Raw genomic sequence first — 21403 nt, forward strand, 5'->3', positions numbered from 1 at the left:
GTCAGGGCTTCAGGGAACACTACAGTTGCCAGGAGTCTTCATTGTTTTTTATTCGCCAAAATATATGAATCAAGAGTCTGGGAATCGATCGATCCACAGCCTGTTTGAGGCGCAAGTCCAACGATCGCCAGAAGCCATCGCCACGATGTTTGCAGGAACCACGTTGACGTACCGGGAGTTAAATCAACGGGCGAATCAACTGGCGCGGTATTTGCAAACGTTAGGCATTGGTTCAGAGAGCCTGGTGGGGATTTGTGTGGAGCGTTCCCTGGACATGCTGGTGGGCATTCTAGGTGTCCTGAAGGCGGGAGGAGCTTATGTTCCATTTGATCCGGCTTATCCGCAGGAGCGGCTTGCCTGGATGATGGCAGATTCCCAGATTTCTATATTATTAGCTCAATCGAATACATTATCTGCATTACCTGATCACTCGACAACGGTAATTTGTTTAGATACAGATTGGCAAACGATCGCGTCATTTAGTTCTGAGAATTTGCTGCCAATTCCGGGTAACAATCTGGCATATATCATCTATACCTCTGGCTCTACAGGGAAACCGAAAGGGGTGATGATTGAGCATCAATCATTGGTGAACTATACTGAGGCAGCGATCGCAGCATATAAATTGACCGCCAGCGATCGGGTATTGCAGTTTGCCTCGATTAGTTTTGATGCCAGTGCCGAAGAGATTTATCCCTGCCTGTGTGTTGGGGCAACGCTGGTTTTGCGAACGGATTGGATGTTGGCATCGGTAGCCACATTCTTACAAACCTGTCAGGAGTGGCAACTGACGACCCTCAGTTTACCGACTGCCTATTGGCATCAAGTCACGATCGCCTTAGAAACTCAGGTACTGACCTTACCACCGACCTTACGGTTAATTATGATTGGGGGTGAAAAGGCATTGCCAGCCAGGGTCGCGGCATGGCAGTACCATGTTGGCAACCAGATTAGATTATTAAATACCTATGGACCAACGGAATCCACGATCGTCGCAACCGTATATGACTTAATGCAATTTGAGCCGCTGTCAACCTCAGTAGAAGTGCCGATTGGGAAGCCACTATCGAATATTGATGTGTATGTATTAGATGGCGATCGACAACCTGTGGAGATCGGTACAGTAGGAGAATTATATTTAGGGGGAGCCGGATTAGCCCGTGGGTATCTGAATCGGGCTGATTTAACCAGTGAGAAATTTATTTCCTATGCGATGTCTGAGCAAACCAGTTGCCGATTGTATCGTACCGGTGATCTGGTACGTTGCTTGCCAGATGGTAATTTGGAGTATTTAGGACGGATCGATCAACAGGTCAAAATTCGCGGCTTTCGGATTGAATTAGGTGAAATTGAATCTGCTTTAATCCAGCATCCCGATGTCCGAGAAGCTATAGTCGTCGATCGCGAATCAGCAACGGGAGACAAGCAGTTAGTCGGCTATGTCGTCCAACATCAACCCGGCTCTCTAACCACCTTAGATCTACGGCAATTTCTCAAGCAAATTCTCCCTGCTTATATGCTGCCTTCCGCCTTCGTGTGGCTGGATAGTTTACCGCTCACTGCCAATGGCAAACTCGATCGCAAGGCGTTGCCGATACCCGATCGGGAGCAGTCTCCAGCATCGGTAGACATGGTTGCTCCTAGAACCCCGATGGAACAGGGATTGGCAGAGATTTGGACAGAGGTACTGGGACTGAAAACGCTCAGTATCATGGACAATTTTTTTGAATTGGGCGGTCACTCGTTACTCGGTACGCAGGTGATCTCGCGCATCCGCGATCGCTGGCAGCTAGAACTCCCATTACGTTATTTGTTCAATGCCCCGACGATCGCTGAATTGGCTCAATTAATCGGTGGAGCGTCCACTCAACCATTCACTACTGTCACCATTCCACCAATTAGTCGTGATCAGCCGCTACCGTTATCATTTGCTCAACAACGGTTATGGTTTCTGGATCAGTTAGTCCCCAACAGTGCTTTCTACAACATTCCTCAAGCCTTACGCTTACAGGGGGAACTAAATCTACTCGCTCTAGAACATAGTCTTAATGCGATCGTTCAACGGCATGAGGCATTACGCACCTCCTTTACTGTAGTCAATGATCAACCGATACAGGTCATTGTCCCTGAGGTAATTCTCTCATTACCCGTGGTTGATCTGCGATCGCTACCCAACGGAGAACGAGAAGCGACAGGACAACAATTAGTCTGTGCCGCAGCTCAACAACCCTTTGATTTAACTCAAGGAGCGTTAATTCGCTGTCAGCTTTGGCGGCTGGAGGCAAGCGAGTATATTCTCCTGATCACGATGCACCATATTATTGCCGATGGTTGGTCGATCGGTGTTCTGATCCGGGAACTGGCAGCACTCTACAGGGCATTCCTGGCGGGACAGCCGTCCCCTCTACCACCGTTAGCAATACAGTATGCTGATTTCGCCCATTGGCAACGACAATGGTTTCAAGGGGAGATTTTAGAGCAGCAACTCGCCTACTGGCGGCAACAATTAGCAGAAGCTCCGGCAGTATTAGAACTACCCAGTGATTCCCCTCGTCCGTTAGTCCAAATCTTCCGAGCCGGAGTGGCTTCATTTGCGCTGCCACAATCCCTTTGTCAAGCTGTAGAACAGTTGAGTCAAGTGATGGAATTAACTCCATTTATGACGCTGTTTACTGCTTTTCAAGTATTACTATATCGCTATACTGGACAGTTAGATCTGGTCGTCGGTTCTCCGATCGCGAATCGGCATTATGCGGGAGTTGAACCCTTAATTGGATTCTTTATTAATACGCTGGTTCTGCGAACCGATCTAACGGGTAATCCTACAATCATAGAACTCTTACAACGGGTGAGAGAAGGATCGCTAGCTGCTTACGCCCATCAAGATCTGCCATTTGAACTGTTGGTTGAAGCACTCCATCCCGCCAGAAATCTCAGTCATACCCCCTTATTTCAGGTGATGTTTGTGCTGCAAAATGCACCGACTCCAGGGCTGGAATTAGCGGATTTAACCCTACAGCCACTCCAATTGGATAATGGCACAAGATTAGATTTAACGATCGCTCTGGAAAGCACAGACGCAGGCTTATCGCAATTTGATTTAACGCTCTCCCTGGAATATACAGAACAGGGCATGGTGGGCATCTGGGAGTACAATGCAGAACTATTTGAGGCGGCGACGATCGCTCGGATGGCAGAGCATTATCAGACCGTATTGGAGGGCATGGTTGCGAATCCGGAGCAACGATTGTCTGAGTTGTCTATGTTGACAACCACGGAACAAAATTTACTGGCTCAGTGGAGTAAAACAAGTAGTCAACCGATTACCCTGCCATGTATTCATCAGTTGTTTGAAAGTCAGGTGCAGCGATCGCCCGATGCCATTGCAGTGATAGATCAACACCGACAGGTGACGTATCGAGAGTTGAACCAACGATCGAATCAACTGGCTCATTACCTGCAAAAACAGGGAGTCCAACCCGATGTGCTGGTAGGGTTGTGTGTTGAGCGTTCGATCGATCTGCTGGTAGGTGTATTCGGCATTCTGAAGGCGGGGGGAGCCTATGTGCCGATCGATCCTCATTATCCGTCTGAACGCATCACTGATATGGTGACTGATGCAGGGTTATCCGTTGTCCTGACTCAGACTCAATGGTTAACCGTTCTACCGGAAGTCAGCGTTCCTGTCCTGTGCCTGGATCGGGATTGGCAGCAGATTGCCCTGGAACCAGACGATCATCCCGTCTGTCAGACAGAACCGCATCATTTAGCCTATGTGATTTACACCTCCGGATCGACAGGCAAACCGAAAGGGGTGATGATTGAACATCGATCGTTGGTAAACTTTACCCAAGCGGCGATCGCCGAGTATAGGTTAACCGCCAGCGATCGCGTACTACAATTTGCTTCAATTAGTTTTGATACAGCCGCCGAGGAAATTTATCCGTGTTTGTGTGCGGGTGGGACATTGGTGCTTCGGAATGATGCAATGCTCGGGTCGATCGCGACATTCTTGCAACACTGCCAAGCCTTAAATCTGACTGTATTGGATCTACCAACTGCTTACTGGCATCAGTTAACCATCCAACTGGTGGCATCACAATTATCACTCCCTTCTTCATTACGGTTGGTGATTATTGGCGGAGAAGCGGCACTGCCAACTCAATTGACGATCTGGAGAACTTATGTTGGTGAATTTCCTCACTTAGTCAATACCTATGGCCCAACGGAAGCAACAATCGTCACAACAACTGCTTCCCTATCGCAACCAGAATTAACTCAACTTAAAACCAGCATCCCGATTGGTCAACCAATTGCTAACACAGAAGTACAGGTATTCGATCGGGATTTACAACCTGTGCCGATCGGGGTTCCGGGTGAATTACATATTGGGGGAATGGGGTTAGCCAGAGGTTATTTGCATCGTCCCGAGCTAACGGCAGAGAAGTTTATCACCTGGCGTAAGGCAACTCGTCTCTATAAAACCGGGGATCTGGTACGTTACAGACCTGATGGCAGTTTGGAGTATTTAGGACGCATTGATCAACAGGTGAAAATTCGCGGTTTTCGAGTTGAGTTAGGGGAAATTGAAGCGGCATTAGGACAACATCCCGATATTCAGGAAGTTGCTGTGATTCTGCGGGAGGATACTCCAGGGGATAAACGCTTAGTGGCATATCTGGTGTCAAACCTGATTTCTGATCGAGTGCCTATGCAGATTCCCTGTATAGTGGAGATAAATGGCAATCAAATTGATTTGCAAACTGAAGATATCTCGGTTGGTGGAGTAGGGCTAACGGGAGTAACCGAGTCCTGGCAACGGGGGCAAGCCGTTCGACTAGGGTTAATACTACCGATCGCTGGCGAAATTACCTGGCTGAATGGACATGTGGCGTGGCAACAGGAACAACGAGTAGGGATGTCGTTAGAGTTAACCGCTACTCAACAGGAGATGATGAAACACTGGGTTAACCAGCTTCTCGATAGTCAGGGATTTCTCAAAACGCTCCAACGGACTCTGACTGCCAATCTGCGGGCATACCTGCAAGCGAAACTGCCGGACTATATGGTTCCTGCCACTTTTGTCCTATTAACGACTTTACCCCTCACGCCCAGTGGCAAAATCGATCGCAAAGCCTTACCAATTCCTGATCCAACTCGCCTGGGTACAGATGCCAACTTTGTGACTTCTCGGACTCCAATTGAAGAAGTGATGGTCGGTGTATGGTCGGAGATTTTAGGCTTGCAACGGATTAGTATCCATGACAACTTCTTTGAGTTAGGTGGGCACTCCTTATTAGGTGTCCAAATTGTTTCTCGGCTCCGCAGTATTTTTCAAGTAGAACTTCCCCTGCGTTGTTTATTTGAGTACCCGACGATCGCCCGTCTAGCCAACTATTTAGAAGCTAAAAAACTACAGACCAATCAAACTTTTACCCTACCGTTGTTGCCTGTCGATCGCCAGCAAGCTTTGCCCCTATCATTTTCACAAGAGATGATGTGGGTACTCGCTCAACTGCAACCACAGGTTCCCTATTACAACCATACTTTTACCCTCCGGTGGTCTGGGGTACTGAATGTCACGGTGCTGGAGCAAGCGTTAACAACGATTATGCAACGGCATGAGATTTGGCGTACCAATTACGCGATCGTCAATGATACCCCTGTGCAAATCATTCAAACTGCGCCAGTCTTCAAATTACGGTTTATCAATCTACGTGAACTGCCGTTATCACAACGAGCGACTGAAGCGATACGGCAGGTTACACAAGAGGTACAACAGCCCTTTGATCTCACTATTGATCCATTGATTCGGGCAACCTTAGTGCAATTGGATGCTACCGATTATCAATTGTTTTTGACTCTACATCATATTGGCTATGACGGCATTTCGCTGCATATTTTCCTGCGAGAGTTAGATCTGCTCTACACCGCCTTTTGTGCCGGACAGGCGAATCCCCTACCAGAGTTACCTTTGCAGTATGCGGATTATGCAGTCTGGCAGCGCCAATATTTACAATCAGAGGTGTTAGAGCAACGTCTTGCCTATTGGCAACAACAGCTTGTCGATTTGCCTACCTTGCAACTACCCTGCGATCGCCCGCGTCCGGCATCTCCCACTTTTGCTGGAGCCAGCTATAATCTGACGATTTCTCCATCCCTGACGGAACACCTGAAGCAGCTTTCTCGCCAGGAAGGAGTTACATTATTTATCACCTTACAAGCGGCATTTCAAACCCTACTTGCCCGTTACACCGGACAGACGGATATTCCAGTGGGCTTCATCACCGCCGGACGCGATCGCCCGGAACTAGAGGGATTATTAGGCTTCTTCGCGAATTTTCTGGTGCTACGGACGGATTTATCCGATAATCCCAGTTTTCGAGAACTGCTGGTACGAGTGCGAGAGGTAGCGTTAGCCGCGTACACGCACGAACTGCCATTCCAAAAATTAGTCGAAGCATTACGATCGCCGCGACAATTGGGACAAAATCCGTTGTATCAAGTGATGTTGTTGCTGGATCCAGCCTTGCCCGAGATGGGATCGGGTTGGGAGATCCAATATCCTAGCCCGATCGAGAATGGTACTGTCACCTGTGATTTGCTGATTACCTTAAGTGAAGGTGCAGAAGGCTTAACCGGGCAAATTAGTTACAGTACCGAGCTATTTAATGCGGATACGATCGTTCGGATGGCAGGTCACTTGCAGATGTTACTAGAGGGAATTGTAGCGAATCCAGCACAAAGAGTTACCGAACTACCCTTACTCACACCGAGCGAACAATTGCAACTACAACAGTGGCAGCAAACCCAGGTTGACTATGATTTAGATCGGTGTCTGCATGAATGGATTGAAACGCAGGTCGAACGAACCCCTGATGCGATCGCAGTACGGTTTGAAGCACAAACATTAACCTATCGAGAGCTAAATCAGCGAGCTAATCAACTCGCTCATTACCTGATGCAACAGGGCGTTCAACCAGAGGTATTAGTTGGTATTTGTGTAGAACGATCGCTGGAAATGGTGATTGGGCTACTTGCGATCCTTAAAGCTGGCGGAGCCTATGTACCGTTTGATCCGGGCTATCCTCAGGAGCGGTTAGCCTTCATGCTGGCAGATGCCCAAGTGCCGATCCTGTTAACGCAAGCGCATTTAATTGAACGCTTACCGCCGCATCCCGCCCAAACTATTTGTCTGGATCGGGATTGGGAAATCATCGAGCAGTTTCCGCAGCACCAGCTGACCAGTGGAGTGTGTTCAACCCACTTAGCCTATGTGATTTATACGTCTGGTTCTACTGGCAAACCCAAAGGAGCCATGAACACTCACTATGGCATCTGTAATCGATTGTTGTGGATGCAGGATGCCTATCGATTGACGAGCGACGATCGCGTCCTGCAAAAAACGCCCTTTAGTTTTGATGTCTCAGTCTGGGAATTCTTCTGGCCGTTAATGACCGGGGCACAGTTAGTGATCGCCCGTCCCGATGGACATAAAGATTCTAGCTATTTAGTCAAGTTGATTGCGGCACAACAGATTACCACCCTTCACTTCGTACCCTCTATGTTAAGGGTGTTTTTAGAAGAGCCGGAATTAGCGCAGTGCTGTAGCCTTCGGCAGGTGATATGTAGTGGAGAAGCGTTACCGATCGAGTTACAAGAGCGATTCTTTACCCGATTGTCGGCGGAGTTACATAATCTGTACGGCCCGACGGAAGCGGCGATCGATGTCACTTCTTGGCAATGCCAACCCCAACCAGGATTACGAACTGTTCCGATCGGGCGACCGATCGCTAATACGCAAATTTACCTGCTCGACCAGCAGCTTCAACCTGTGCCTGTCGGTATTCCAGGAGAGTTGTATATCGGTGGGGTGAATGTTGCCAGAGGCTATCTGAACCGTCCCGAGTTAACCGCAGAACGTTTTATTGCCAATCCCTTACCGATGCTTCCGGGCATGACAACGCGACCCGCCTGGAGTGATCGCCTATATCGCACTGGGGATTTAGGACGGTATCGACCGGATGGCGCGATTGAGTATTTGGGACGGATCGATCATCAAGTGAAAATTCGCGGTTTTCGGATTGAGCTAGGAGAGATCGAAGCAGTGCTAGGGCAGTATCCGACGGTACAGGCGGTGGTCGTCCTGGATCGAGAAACGGCATCGGGCGATCGGCAACTGGTGGCGTATGTCGTGCCCGTGGCAGAAAAAATGATTGTGCCCTCTGATCTACAAGCGTTTTTACAGCGCAAACTGCCAGAGTATATGGTGCCAAGTGCATTTGTTACCCTGGAGCAATTGCCAATGACAGCGAATGGCAAACTCGATCGCCATGCCTTGCCTGCACCTGAGCCGCTTCTGCCCCACTCAGGTCAGCCGTTTGTTCCGCCTCGAACTCCAACTGAAACTACACTAGCGGCGATTTGGCAAGAGGTATTAGAGGTCAAACAAGTTGGCATTCACGATCACTTTTTGGAATTGGGGGGACATTCCTTATTAGCGACTCAGGTAATTTCTCGATCGCGACATTTATTGCAAGTAGACCTGTCATTTCGTCACCTATTTGAAGCGCCGACGATCGCTGAATTGGCAGTAGTGGTTGAGCGACTACAAAGTACAGCTTCGTCTCACAGTAGCATTCCGACCCTGTCGCGAGATGCCCGCCGGATGAAGCGATCAGCTTTAACAAAGCCTGCCCATGAATAGCTCATCAAGACAAGTCAACTGAATAAGCGTAAATCAACTCAATTTTCATTTAGCAACTGGATAGGAGGATAGATGATATTCAACGTAAATGACACTGTTACAGATGACGTGTTAGAGGATGAATTGCTCATCTTTCCAACTTCCTTTGCTCAACAACGATTATGGTTCTTAGATCAGTTGATTCCTGATAGCCCGTTGTATAACCTGCCTGTCGTGGTTCGGCTACAGGGGAGATTGAATATTGTTGCCCTGGAACAAAGTTTGCAGGTGATTGGGCAACGGCATGAGAGTTTACGCACCACGTTTGCTCTCATAGATAATGAAGCGGTACAGGTCATTCATCCGGATAGCTGCCAGAGGTTAGCGATCGTGGATCTGAGTGAGTTATCAGAGTGCGATCGACAATTAGCAGTAGAACAATTTGTCATTAAAGACGCTCAACAGCCCTTTGATCTTAGTGCGTTACCGTTAATTCGTACTACACTGTTAAAATGCACTGAAACGGAACACATTTTGCTACTAACGTTGCATCATATTGTGGCGGATCTCTGGTCGTTTAATGTGCTGTTTCGAGAATTGTCTGCCCTGTATACTGCCTTTACTCAAAATCAACCCGATCCCTTACCGGAATTACCAATTCAGTATGCCGACTTCGCCCAATGGCAGCGGGATTGGCTACAGGGAGAAGTAAAGACTAAGCTGCTCAACTATTGGACACAACAACTGAGCGGTGATTTGCCAGTATTGCAGTTGCCCACCGATCGCCCCCGTCCCGCCGTCCAAACCTTTCAAGGAGCGACTGACTCATTCACAGTGGATGGCTCAATTTTGGCGATATTGAGAGGGGTGGCGCAACAAGAAGGTGTAACGCTATTTATGTTACTGTTAGCGGCATTCAACATCTTGTTATACCGCTATACGGGGCAAATAGATATTTTAGTTGGCACTCCGATCGCTAACCGCGATCGTGTTGAAATTGAAGGCTTAATTGGTTTCTTTGTGAATACACTGGTGCTTCGCACTAATTTCTCTAGCCATCCGACTGTGCGGGAATTATTGAAACAAGTCCGACAAGTCACGCTTGATGCCTATGAAAATCAGGATCTACCCTTTGAACAGTTAGTCGAAGCTTTACAGATCGATCGCAGCTTAAGTCAGAATCCGTTATTCCAGGTGATGTTTGTGTTTCAGAATGCCAGCATTCCAGCCCTGGGAGATGATCTGGAGTTAAGCTTTTGTAGTGTCGAAAGTCATACGGCTAAATTTGATTTAACGGTGGCGATCGAAGAGGAAAGTGATCACCTGAAGGTGGAAATTGAGTACAGCACAGATTTATTTGAGCCAGATACAATTCGCCGTCTGGCAGGGCACTTTCAGACGTTGTTAGCGGGAATTGCAACTCATCTTGAGCAACGAGTTTCCCAACTTCCCCTGCTCACCTTTGCCGAACAACAACAATTAGCTGCCTGGAATCAAACTCAGGTAGAGTATTCATTGGAAATCTGTTTGCATCAGTGGATTGAGGCACAGGTGGAGCGAACCCCGGATGCGATCGCGGTTGATTTCGCGGGACAGCGACTCACCTATCGAGAGCTAAATCAACGAGCCAATCAGTTAGCTTTTTACCTGCAACAACAGGGAGTTAAACCAGATGCCTTAGTAGGAATTTGTGTGGAACGATCGCTGGAAATGGTGATCGGTCTGTTGGGTATTCTCAAAGCTGGTGGAGCCTATGTCCCCCTTGACCCTGACTATCCCAGTGAGCGATTGGCATTGATGCTATCGGACTCCCAGGTTTCTATCTTGCTAACGCAGTCGCACTTAGTCACGCCATTACCACATCATCAAGCTCAAGTAATCTGTCTCGATCGCGACTGGCAAACGATGGCTCAACAACCCGATCACAATGTTTATAGTGATGTCACTTCAGACCATCTAGCCTATGTGATTTATACCTCTGGTTCGACCGGCAAACCGAAGGGGGCGATGAATACCCATCAGGGAATTTGTAATCGCCTGTTATGGATGCAGGATGCCTACCAATTAACAGAACGCGATCGGGTTTTGCAAAAAACGCCCTTCAGTTTTGATGTTTCAGTCTGGGAGTTCTTCTGGCCGTTAATGACTGGTGCTAGATTAGTCGTTGCTCAGCCCGATGGTCATAAAGATCCGGCTTATCTGGTGCAACTGATTGTGGAGCAACAAATTACCACATTGCACTTTGTACCTTCCATGTTGCAAGTGTTTTTAGAAGAGCCTGGGGTAGAAACCTGTAGCGGCATTAACCGAATTATTTGCAGTGGGGAAGCGTTACCTCTCAGCCTTCAACAACGGTGTTTAGAGCGATTACATCAGGCTGAGTTACATAACCTCTATGGTCCCACGGAGGCCGCGATCGATGTGACTTTTTGGCAGTGTCGTACTGATCGCACACTTCGCTCGGTTCCGATTGGACACCCGATCGCCAACACGCAAATTTATCTGTTAGATACTCACTTAAATCCTGTTCCGATCGGTGTACCGGGGGAATTGCATATTGGCGGTGTAGGGTTAGCCAGAGGATACCTGAATCGTCCAGAATTGACCGCAGAACGCTTTATCGCGAATCCGTTCTATCAAGCAGGGATAGATCAGGATCATCGATCCGAACGACTGTATAAAACCGGGGATTTAGCGCGGTATCGACCCGATGGCGCGATCGAATATTTGGGCCGAATGGATGATCAGGTAAAAATTCGGGGGTTTCGGATTGAGTTGGGTGAAATTGAAGCCGCACTGATTCAACATCCCGATGTGCAAGAGGCGATCGTGGTCGTGCAAGCAGAAAAGTCTAACCAGAAATCGCTAGTGGCATATTTAGTGACCAACCTATTGCCAAGTCGAATTCCGGTGCAATGTCAAGCCTGGTTACAAACCTGTCAACGGCAACTGATTGCGGTCATGATCGCCGATCTCTCGATCGAGGGAGCCTGTTTAGTCGGTGTGCCAACGATCGTGCAACCAGATCAACCAATTCAGATCGGGTTGCAATTACCAGGGGTGGCAGAGGAACAGGAACTAGCCGGTACGATCGTCTGGCGGCAGGGCAATCAAGCGGGCATTAAATTTAACTTGACTGCCACACAGTCCCCTTTATTACAACATAGTGTGGACTATCTTCTGGAATCCCAGGGATTTATCAAAGCCCTTCAACGGACAGTTACACGCAATTTACGGGACTTTTTGCGGCAGAAATTACCGGAATATATGATTCCCGATCGCATGGTCTTACTGAGACAGTTACCACTTAATGCCAATGGCAAAGTCGATCGCCGAGCCTTACCGAGGGTACGACTGAGTCGGTTAGTGACAGAAGTCGCGATCGTATTGCCGCAAACGGCGTTAGAACAGCAAATTGCGGCTGTATGGCGATCGTTGCTAGAGATGGACATTGTTGGAATTCATGACAATTTCTTTGAATTGGGTGGCAATTCATTGTTGGCAGCGAGATTAGTAGCGGCGTTGCGAGAAGCGATGCAGGTCAAGTTACCAGTCAGGTGTGTGTTTGAACAACCGACGATCGCAGGTTTAGCCCAGGTGATCATTGCCGAAACAACCTGCCCATATCCCCAATCAAGAACAACTGAACTAGATCTGCAAGCTGAAGCGGTACTCGCACCCGAGATTCATCCGGCTAACTCCAATCCAAAGCAACCTGGGCAAAGCCAGCCACCGACCTCGATTCTCCTAACGGGAGCAACTGGCTTCCTGGGCGCGTTTTTACTCCAGGAGTTATTACACCAAACCCAGGCAACCATCTATTGTTTGGTGCGAGCGGCGGACGATCGCGACGGGTTGAATCGCATTCGCATTACCCTGGAAAACTATGGTTTGGCAAGCGTTGATCTCGATCCGGCTAGAGTTGTACCAGTGTTAGGCGATCTGGCACAGCCTGGCCTGGGTCTGGCAGCAGAGGTCTGGACTCAGTTAACTAATCGCATTGATACGATCTACCACAATGGGGCAGATGTCAATTTCTTTAAGCCCTATAGCCAACTAAAAGCGACCAATGTTCTGGGTACTCAGGAAATTCTGCGATTGGCTTGCCAGGGACGACTGAAGCCAGTGCATTATATTTCTACCATTTCCATCTTTGGCGGCACTGCGGCATCCCCTATTCGGGAAGACACGGCGATCGAGGGGCATGAAGTGGCATTAGATCTGGGGTATTCCCAAAGTAAATGGGTGGCAGAAAAGTTAGTTTGGATTGCTCAATCTCGCGGTTTACCCGTCACCGTATTTCGAGCCGGAACGATCGCCGGGTCTAGCCAAACCGGAATCGGCAACTTGAAGGATTTTGAATCCAGTTTTATGCGCGGCTGTATCCAGTTAGGGGCATTTCCCGATTTGGCGGAATCTCAAGCCTTCGCACCGGTGGATTATGTGAGCCAAGCGATCGTTTATCTGTCTCAACAGTCTGAGGCGATGGGTCGAGCCTTCCATTTAGTCAATCCCCAACCGATGCCGATGGTGGAATGGTTTGCCCATATAGCGACGTATGGTTATTCTCTGCAAAAACTACCGTATCAGCAGTGGCGAGACTTGCTCATTGCTCAGGAACGAGAACACCGGAATAATCCGCTAAATGCGTTTTTACCGTTGTATAGGGAAGAGATTGATCAGGAAGCGATGCCGCGATCGGAGTCCATCCTGACGAGCAGCCCGGAATTCGACTGTCACAATGTTTTGCAGGGTTTAGCCGCAACCGCTATCTCCTGTCCCTCTGTGGCACAGTTATCGGCAGTTTATCTCGATTACTTGATTCAGAATGGATTATTGCCCTCTCCCGGTGTCACACCGTAGCCCAACGGCATCACAACGCTGCATCCTCATCAGAAGTAGTAAATTGTGAGAAACTGAATCTAACCAGTGATTCTGTCCACGATCGCGAACAGTCTAGGAACCGCATGACTTCAACACTGCCAATTAACGACCAGCAACGGCTGCAACTGAACCCATTAGCCATGCCCAATCGGCTGTTGTTGGGTCCGGGTCCCTCCAATGCTCATCCTGATGTGCTGCAAGCGATGAGTGTAACGCCGGTTGGACACCTTGATCCAACCTTTCTGGCACTCATGGATGAAATTCAAGCGCTCCTCCGCTATGTCTGGCAAACGGAAAACCCGTTAACGATCGCGGTTAGCGGCACCGGAACAGCCGCAATGGAAGCGACGATCGCCAATTCAGTGTTACCGGGAGATGTCGTGCTGGTCGGAGTTAGCGGCTATTTCGGTCATCGGTTAGTGGATATGGCAGGGCGCTATGGTGCTGAGGTTCGTACTATCACCAAACCCTGGGGACAGATTTTCTCGCTCGATGAATTGCGGAATGCGCTGGAAACCCATCGTCCAGCGATTTTGGCACTGGTTCATGCCGAAACTTCGACGGGGGCGCGGCAACCGTTAGAGGGGGTGGGGGAACTGTGCCGCCAATTTGGCTGTTTGCTATTGGTGGATACGGTCACGAGTTTGGGCGGAGTCCCCATTTTCTTGGATGCCTGGGGCGTTGATCTCGCCTATAGCTGTAGTCAAAAGGGCTTAGGTTGTTCACCGGGGGCATCGCCGTTTACGATGGGCGCTCGGGCAATGGAGAAGTTGCAACGTCGATCGGGGAAAGTCCCCAACTGGTATCTGGATATGACGCTGTTAGGCAAATATTGGGGCAGCGATCGCGTCTATCACCATACGGCTCCGATCAATTTGTACTATGGCTTGCGAGAAGCCCTGCGATTAATTGCCGAGGAAGGATTGGCAACCTGTTGGCAACGGCATCAAACCCATGCGGAGTACCTGTGGGAAAATCTGCAAAATCTGGGGCTAACGCTACATGTTGAGCGAGAGTTTCGCTTGCCGACCTTAACGACCGTTCGGATTCCAGACGGGGTCGATGGCAAGGCGATCGCTCGGCAATTACTGAATGACCACAATATTGAGATTGGTGGGGGATTAGGTGAACTGGCAGGTAAAGTTTGGCGCATCGGACTCATGGGCTATAACAGTCGCAAGGAAAGTGTCGATCGCTTGATCGCCGCATTCAAACAGGTGTTACCCAAATAGTCAGCTAGGGCGAAGCAAATTAGCTCACTAAATAGATTGATTTTTGGTGTAGGGATGTTATGTATTAATGTCCCTACCATTGGCGATAGTGCCGTAGGATTGATGACTCTAAAAATGGTTGAAATTGGGATAAATTCTGAATTCTCTTGTGAAGATAACTCACCAAATCTAGAATATGACCTAAAATCTCTGTCAGGGTGAAAATTCTGGTGCGAGTTAGAGTGTGAGGAAACAACATGGCTAAACCGTTTCTAGCGGCTTGGGGAATTGGACTGGCGATCGCTGGGGGGAATGTACTGCTGACTCAGCCAACCTTGGCAGGTGAACCTGGATTAGAGCCTCAGACAGATTGGGAGTCACGATCGCTAGAATCACTAGAATTAACCTCACCGATCGGGGATAATGCGATGACCCAGGTCACTTCCGTCTCGCAATTGACGGATGTACGCCCGACGGATTGGGCATTCCAAGCCTTGCAATCGTTAGTGGAGCGCTACGGCTGTATTGTGGGCTATCCCGATCGTACCTATCGGGGCAACCGAGCCATGACGCGCTATGAGTTTGCGGCGGGGCTAAATGCCTGTATGGATAAGATTCAGGAGCTAATTGCGGCGGCAACGACCGATCTGGTGCGAAAAGAAGATTTATTCGTATTGCAACGCTTACAAGAGGAATTTACGGCGGAACTGGCGGCTCTGCGGGGGCGAGTAGATGCGTTAGAGGGGCGCATTGCTACCCTGGAAAAGCAACAGTTTTCGACCACGACTAAATTAGGGGGTGAAGTCCTCACGTATCTGGGGGATGCCTTTGGTCGGGATGCCAGTGATCAGAATGAAACAATTGTGAATTACCGGGTGCGGTTACAATTTAACACCAGTTTTACGGGTAGTGATGATTTACGCATCCGTCTGCAAGCTGCCAACATGCGTTTATTAAATGCCGGTGATCCCAATATTAATAATGCTGGCGGTGGCTATGGTGCGCCGCAACGGTTTGCCTCTACCTACCCCAACGCGTTTTCCGATGAAACTCGGATCCTAGCCTCCCCCGCCGCCGAAAGTGAGAATGATAGTGGTGTGCGATTACATGACCTGAGCTATAACTTCCCGATCGGGGAACGGCTGAATGTTTATCTGGCAGCCGGAGTGACCGATCCATCCTATTTAGGCGCAGATCCGATCTCGCCCTTCGCTGACTTTGCCACCGGCTCAATCTCTAATTTTGCCAATTCTAATCCCGCCTATTACCCGATCGGGAATCGGGCTGGAGTTGGGTTTAATTACAAGCTGGTAGATTGGCTGACGATCGCAGGGGGGTATGTTGGACAGGATATTAATGGAGTCGGCGGCCCGAATCTGCCCTTACCCACCTCGGGAATTTTTAATGGTGGCTATACCGCTTTTGGACAATTAACTGCCTATGCCGGGGCACTAACGGCAGGCATCTTCTATCTCAATACCTATTCACCCGCGTTTGGTGTGGATACGCTAGCGGGTAGCAATGCCGCTAAGGTCAGTACCGGGGGATTTAGTTCGCCCGAGGACGATCGAGTTGCGGCGGATCACTATGGCTTTGTCATGAATTACAAGTTCAGTGATCGGTTTCAATTAGGTGGCTGGGTCGGATTGTCGGATGCTCGCGTCTTAGGGATGGATACCCAAGGGGTCAAAACGGGCAATAGAGGTGATGTTAAGGTATTGAATTTTGCCGTGACATTAGCCTTTCCTGATTTAGGGAAAACTGGGAATTTAGGTGGAATTGTGTTTGGGATACAACCGAAGGTGATTGATACCAGTAATTCCCGAGTCGCGGCGGCGATCGGACTGCCCGAGGGTCGGCGGGAGGATCGAGATACGGGATTTCATATTGAGGCGTTTTACACGATTCGGATCAATGACCATATTGCTGTCACTCCAGGGGTATTTTGGCTAACTGCCCCCAACCATGACCATCGCAACCCCGATGCGATCGTGGGAGTCATCAGAACCTCATTTACGTTCTAGGAAACTGGTCGCCTGATCGCTGACCACAACCAGGTTTTATAGACTGGAGTCAAGTTAAAATTAGGGGCTAACCCCTGCCGCAACGCTTCGGTAGGGCGGTAGAGAAAGATTGGCTCAAAGCGGCTCGAAATAGTCGGAATTTGGGGAGCTTGAACGAGTTGCAATTGTACTTGCGGATCAAGCAAATGGGTAAAGGAGAGAATTTGACCGGGTAGGGTTTCCTCACTGGCGATCGCGACAACTAAGGGACGATCGCCCTGTTGTAACCGAGCATTCACTACCTCTGCCACGGCTGGATTGTAGCGACTTTTGGCATAGCTTTTATGCCACCAAACTGGCATCAGGGAACTGACGGCACAGGAGAGAATGCCACTGGTGACTAGCGCGATCGCCGTATAACGCCAATAACGGTGATGACGAGAATTGACCCAGGGAATGAGCTTACTGGTGAATAAATAGGCGACGGCAATTTGGATGCCTAAAATACAGGGAATAATATAACGAGCATTATTCGATCGTCGTCCTCCCAACACGACATCTGGTATCAGCAATGCCAATCCCAATACACCCATCAGGGTCAGGACAAACAGCCAGGTACGGCGAGGGGTATGGCGACACAGATAGACGATCGCATAAATCGCTAATCCCGCTAGTAAATAAATTATGGGATTAATCCAACTGGGGCCCTGATTCACATCAAAAAAGATGCGGCTGAGATTCAAAAACCAGCGTTGTACCAGATCGGGCATCGGGTTATTCACCGATCGCGTGTTATCCGCAAACTGGGAAAAGTTTTGCAAAATCACCCAGAGCCAAGGCACAAACAGTACCACTCCTACCAGAGTTGATAATAGATAGCGGATCAAGGGTTGCAGGGAGCGGCGGCGATCGTGCCAGGTGCCTGTCACCTTTGCCCAGTCAGTGAGCAATCCTACATATAACCCATGAGATGCCATAACAAACACGGAAAATGGATGGGTATATAATCCCAACGCTACGGCGATCGCATAACTCCCCCACGATCGGATGGTTTGTAATCGCATCGCCCGTAACAAAGTGGCACAGGCAAACAAAATTGTCACTGTCCACAGACTATATTCCCGCGCTTCCTGGGCATACAGGACATGGAATGGCGAGATTGCCAGCAATGCCACCGCTACGCCTGCCACCCATTTCGAGGCAAACAGTTCTAGACAGAGCCAATACAAACCAGGGAAACTCAGCAGACTGACGATCGCGGATAGGCTACGAATCGTGGTGATGGAATTGCCCCATAACTGCAACCAGAATCGTGCCAGCAGAAAGTACAGAGGCGAATGCTCCGGATTGCCGCTTAATGCCCGCATTACATCAGCCAGGGTTTTGTCAGGATTTGGGTACTGGTATTGCTGCAACAATTCCCCGACGGAGATCACCTGCCCATTAAACCCTTCCTCCACTAACTCAGTTTTAATGTGACCCGAAATTCGCAGAGACGTTTGGGTTTCGTCATACCAATAGACTTTGTGATCAAGGTGGAAAAACCGGAAGCCAATCCCGATCGCTAGTACCACCAATAGCAGCGATCGCCACTGCTTAAATCCCCATCCGTTCAAGCTCTCCCCCTGGTTTGTATTTGCAACAGTATCCCTCTCCTTACTTCCCTGCTGTGTATACACAAGTCGGGTCGGACTTCGTTTGAGTTCTCTGCGCCCCCTAAATCCCCCAATAGTGGGGGACTTTGAAGCCTGAGTTCCCCCCAGTATTGGGGGGCTAGGGGGGCAAAATGCAGAACCTCACTGCCCTAACCCTTCCCGGCTCCTGGCATTCTCCACTAAACAGGCGGCATTCAGCACCGTCAGCCCATCCTTTCGCAATGCCTGACAGGATTCCATCATTTGGGCAACAAAGGGCACTGTTCCCTGTTGCAAGCTATCCCGCGCTGCCTGTGCCGTCGGTTGATACTGCCAAATCCAAAACTTGGGACTGACATAATCCACCTCGAAGGCGCGATTATCTAACAGCCAGAAATCCACATCATACTTCTCAATAAATCGCCGAACCTCACGCGGATTCGGACTATATTGAGCCTGGACGAGATTTTCTACCCGCTGTTTAAACTCCTGATAGTAGCCGACATGGTAAGGAATGGCATATTCCCTCGCGACCAGCACCGATCGGCGGGAAAAGGTGGGTAGGTTATTAGCTTCCTGAGCCACTGAAGCAATCACAATATCCTTCGGTTGATCGGCAAAAAACTCGTAGATCTCTTCCTTGCCACCTGTGACAAAACCAGGAATTAGATTCCCGGCAAATAACCATTTCAAGCTGGGAATGGCTCTACCCAGGGGATCGGAAACCGGAAACAGCAGGATAAACGTGCCGATTACACCTGCCACCGTTAATGCCACAACTCGGCGATAGGGAATGGTTTTGGCGATCGCCCAGCGACATAGGGCATCTAACAAAATGGTTAACGCAATCCCCCCTGCCAACGCCATGCCAGTACGATAACTATGCTGTACATAGCGGCTGGGATGATGCAGGGTAAACAGCACCATGTGAGCCAGGAAAAATAGGACGATCGAGGAGATCAGTAGGTGAATCAATACCCATGCCTGACGGGTGAGTTCTCGCACTAACGGAAATGGATTAGGAAAGCGGATCAGAACCGGCAGCAGCAATCCCAACAGCATCAGGTGGGGCTTGAGAATTTTGCCAGTGCGGGGCAGAATCCCACTCCGGGGTAACACGATCCAGAAATCCAATGGATCGTTAGAGAAAAAACTGGCTCGACCCGTCCCCCAAAACTCCGGCATTTTGATCGCCTCTGCCGCTTTAATCGCTGGCCCAAATTCTGAGGGACCCTCCAGCACATACAGCAGCATCACTCCTGCCCCCACCAGCAACGCCGATCCCGAAAACAGGTAATCCTGTCGATCGCGAGAGATCTGCAAGCGACCGTCCTGCCACCGGATCAACCGCACAATCATCATGCCGCACGCTACCAGCATCATCTGGGGATAGAATAATCCCAACAGCCCAATCATGAGCAGACTTGGGAAGGGAGCCGCTTTCAGCAAGTAATACAGAAACCCCAGAAATAACGGATAGATAAAGGCTCTGGGAGTCCCGGAATTGACATCATCCGCCACCAGCAAACTTTGGTTAAGCAACAGAGTCGTGATAAACCCCGCGATCGGGATGGGGAGAAGTTGCAAACAGACTCCGAAACAGTAGGCCGTGGTCACGACCAGAATGGGCAGTGGCACAATTTTGCTAAAGGCGATCGGATCAATGCCCAGCATGGCGGCAATCCGGTACAGGGTTGTATAGCCCCAGGGCGCGACCGACTGGAAATAATCGGCGATCCAATCTCCAGAAAATAGTTCGCGATCGATAAATCGCGCCATCCAAAACACATGCTGGCGGGCATCATCCTGCACCACATACTCATCTGCAAAGCCCTTGTGCATAATTGCCAGACCATACACGGCAGCAAAGGTGAGGCTGAGGCAAAACCAGAAGATCGTTCGGGAACGCGGAACTTTACCCACTGGGCTGCTCAGCATGGTTTGTAATTGAGCCACTAGCATGTGCTATCTCCTAATGTCCTGCGTCCTACGCCGTGAAGTCTGCGATCGCTGGTGTCAAGCCTGAAGGAACCAGAATCAGCCTATAGATGATTCATCATGCTCGATTGCGGGGTCATTCTAAGGGCGATCGGGACACTTTCGCAAGCCGATCGCCATTTCGTAAGCGTTTCACGGTTGAGAGATATTGATTAAAAAACGGTAATCCCGCGATCGCTGGGATCAAATATCGAGACGTACATAACACACCCAACGCCGCCGCCGTCGCCGCATTAAAGTAGGGCTGATAAAACAGAATTAATGCTGCATCTCTTGTTCCCACTCCGGCAAAGGTGAGGGGCAATAGACCCGCCAGAATCGCCAACGGGGACAAAGCCAGGTTGGCAAGAAACGGTGCCCAGGCATTCAGCGCCAGAATAAAAAACCAGATCTGTAGCAGATGCAGGAACCAGATAAAGATTGACGTTCCCGCAATTAACAGAAAATGTCGGCGATCGCCCCAGAAATAATCATGCATCTCTCGCCATGCCGTCTGCATCGTCGCTAGTTTGGCTTTCAGCTTTTTCGGCGCGATCGCCTGTCCGGCAAAGAAAAACAATTGAGCAAATTGCCGGGAACCCAACAATAATCCCCCCATCACCAATCCCCCAACAACACTGAGGGTCATGATCCAGAACAGCCAATCCTTTTGGGGATATAGCAACAGTCCAAAGGCACACCACAGCAGCAGCGACAACATATCGCAGGCTTTCTCAAAAATCACCAGCGACAGAGACAGTGAACCGCTTAAGTGCCCCCGCTCCCGCATGAAGTAAGCTTTGGCAATATCCCCCATTTTGGACGGCAAGACCATATTTAAAGTGCTGGCAACCAGGATCAGGCGGTTGGCTTCGGCGAAGGTGAGTCGGGGTGAGGAAGGTGAGGAGGGTGAGGGAGGCGAGTTAGCTATGAACCTCTTATCTCCCCTATCTCCCCACTCCCCACTCCCTACCTCCCCACTCCCTACCCTGTCTCTTATACACATCT

The 21403-nt window shown here is 49.5% G+C and carries 7 protein-coding genes; 4 read left to right on the forward strand and 3 right to left on the reverse strand.

Going from position 1 to position 21403, the window contains the following annotated elements:
• The first annotated feature begins 64 nt into the window (after positions 1-64).
• The 4 genes from ACN4EK_RS27875 to ACN4EK_RS27890 all read left to right on the forward strand — a co-directional run bounded on the left by ACN4EK_RS27875 (position 65) and on the right by ACN4EK_RS27890 (position 16805).
• Positions 65-8707: an amino acid adenylation domain-containing protein gene (locus ACN4EK_RS27875; protein WP_431661672.1), complete on the forward strand. Its 8643-nt coding sequence runs from the start codon at positions 65-67 to the stop codon at positions 8705-8707.
• A 72-nt stretch (positions 8708-8779) separates the two neighbouring features.
• Complete coding sequence (locus tag ACN4EK_RS27880; RefSeq protein WP_431661673.1) at positions 8780-13549, forward strand: amino acid adenylation domain-containing protein; 4770 nt, start codon at positions 8780-8782, stop codon at positions 13547-13549.
• Between the two features lie 104 nt (positions 13550-13653).
• Positions 13654-14802 carry an alanine--glyoxylate aminotransferase family protein gene (locus ACN4EK_RS27885; protein ID WP_431661674.1) on the forward strand — a complete coding sequence of 383 codons (1149 nt, stop codon included), beginning with the start codon at positions 13654-13656 and terminating at the stop codon, positions 14800-14802.
• 236 nt (positions 14803-15038) lie between these two features.
• On the forward strand, positions 15039-16805 hold the full coding sequence (locus ACN4EK_RS27890; protein ID WP_431661675.1) for an iron uptake porin: 1767 nt from the start codon (positions 15039-15041) through the stop codon (positions 16803-16805).
• Here ACN4EK_RS27890 and ACN4EK_RS27895 read toward each other — a convergent pair.
• The 3 genes from ACN4EK_RS27895 to ACN4EK_RS27905 form a co-directional block, all read right to left on the reverse strand.
• Complete coding sequence (locus tag ACN4EK_RS27895; protein ID WP_431661676.1) at positions 16802-18400, reverse strand: glycosyltransferase family 39 protein; 1599 nt, start codon at positions 18398-18400, stop codon at positions 16802-16804. The two genes, ACN4EK_RS27890 and ACN4EK_RS27895, sit on opposite strands and share 4 nt — an antisense overlap.
• 180 nt (positions 18401-18580) lie before the next feature.
• Positions 18581-20380 carry a hypothetical protein gene (locus ACN4EK_RS27900; protein WP_431661677.1) on the reverse strand — a complete coding sequence of 600 codons (1800 nt, stop codon included), beginning with the start codon at positions 20378-20380 and terminating at the stop codon, positions 18581-18583.
• 112 nt (positions 20381-20492) lie between these two features.
• Positions 20493-21403 (reverse strand): lysylphosphatidylglycerol synthase transmembrane domain-containing protein (locus tag ACN4EK_RS27905; protein WP_431661678.1); only part of this gene is annotated, 911 nt, incomplete at its 5' end.

The sequence above is a fragment of the Pantanalinema rosaneae CENA516 genome (genome assembly GCF_050753385.1).
In the GTDB taxonomy this organism is placed as follows: domain Bacteria; phylum Cyanobacteriota; class Cyanobacteriia; order Leptolyngbyales; family Leptolyngbyaceae; genus Pantanalinema; species Pantanalinema rosaneae.

Coding starts and splice junctions, on each gene's coding strand:
- ACN4EK_RS27875 (WP_431661672.1), top strand. CDS start 65: ATGAATCAAGAGTCTGGGAATCGATCGATCCACAGCCTGTTTGAGGCG.
- ACN4EK_RS27880 (WP_431661673.1), top strand. CDS start 8,780: ATGATATTCAACGTAAATGACACTGTTACAGATGACGTGTTAGAGGAT.
- ACN4EK_RS27885 (WP_431661674.1), top strand. CDS start 13,654: ATGACTTCAACACTGCCAATTAACGACCAGCAACGGCTGCAACTGAAC.
- ACN4EK_RS27890 (WP_431661675.1), top strand. CDS start 15,039: ATGGCTAAACCGTTTCTAGCGGCTTGGGGAATTGGACTGGCGATCGCT.
- ACN4EK_RS27900 (WP_431661677.1), bottom strand. CDS start 20,380: ATGCTAGTGGCTCAATTACAAACCATGCTGAGCAGCCCAGTGGGTAAA.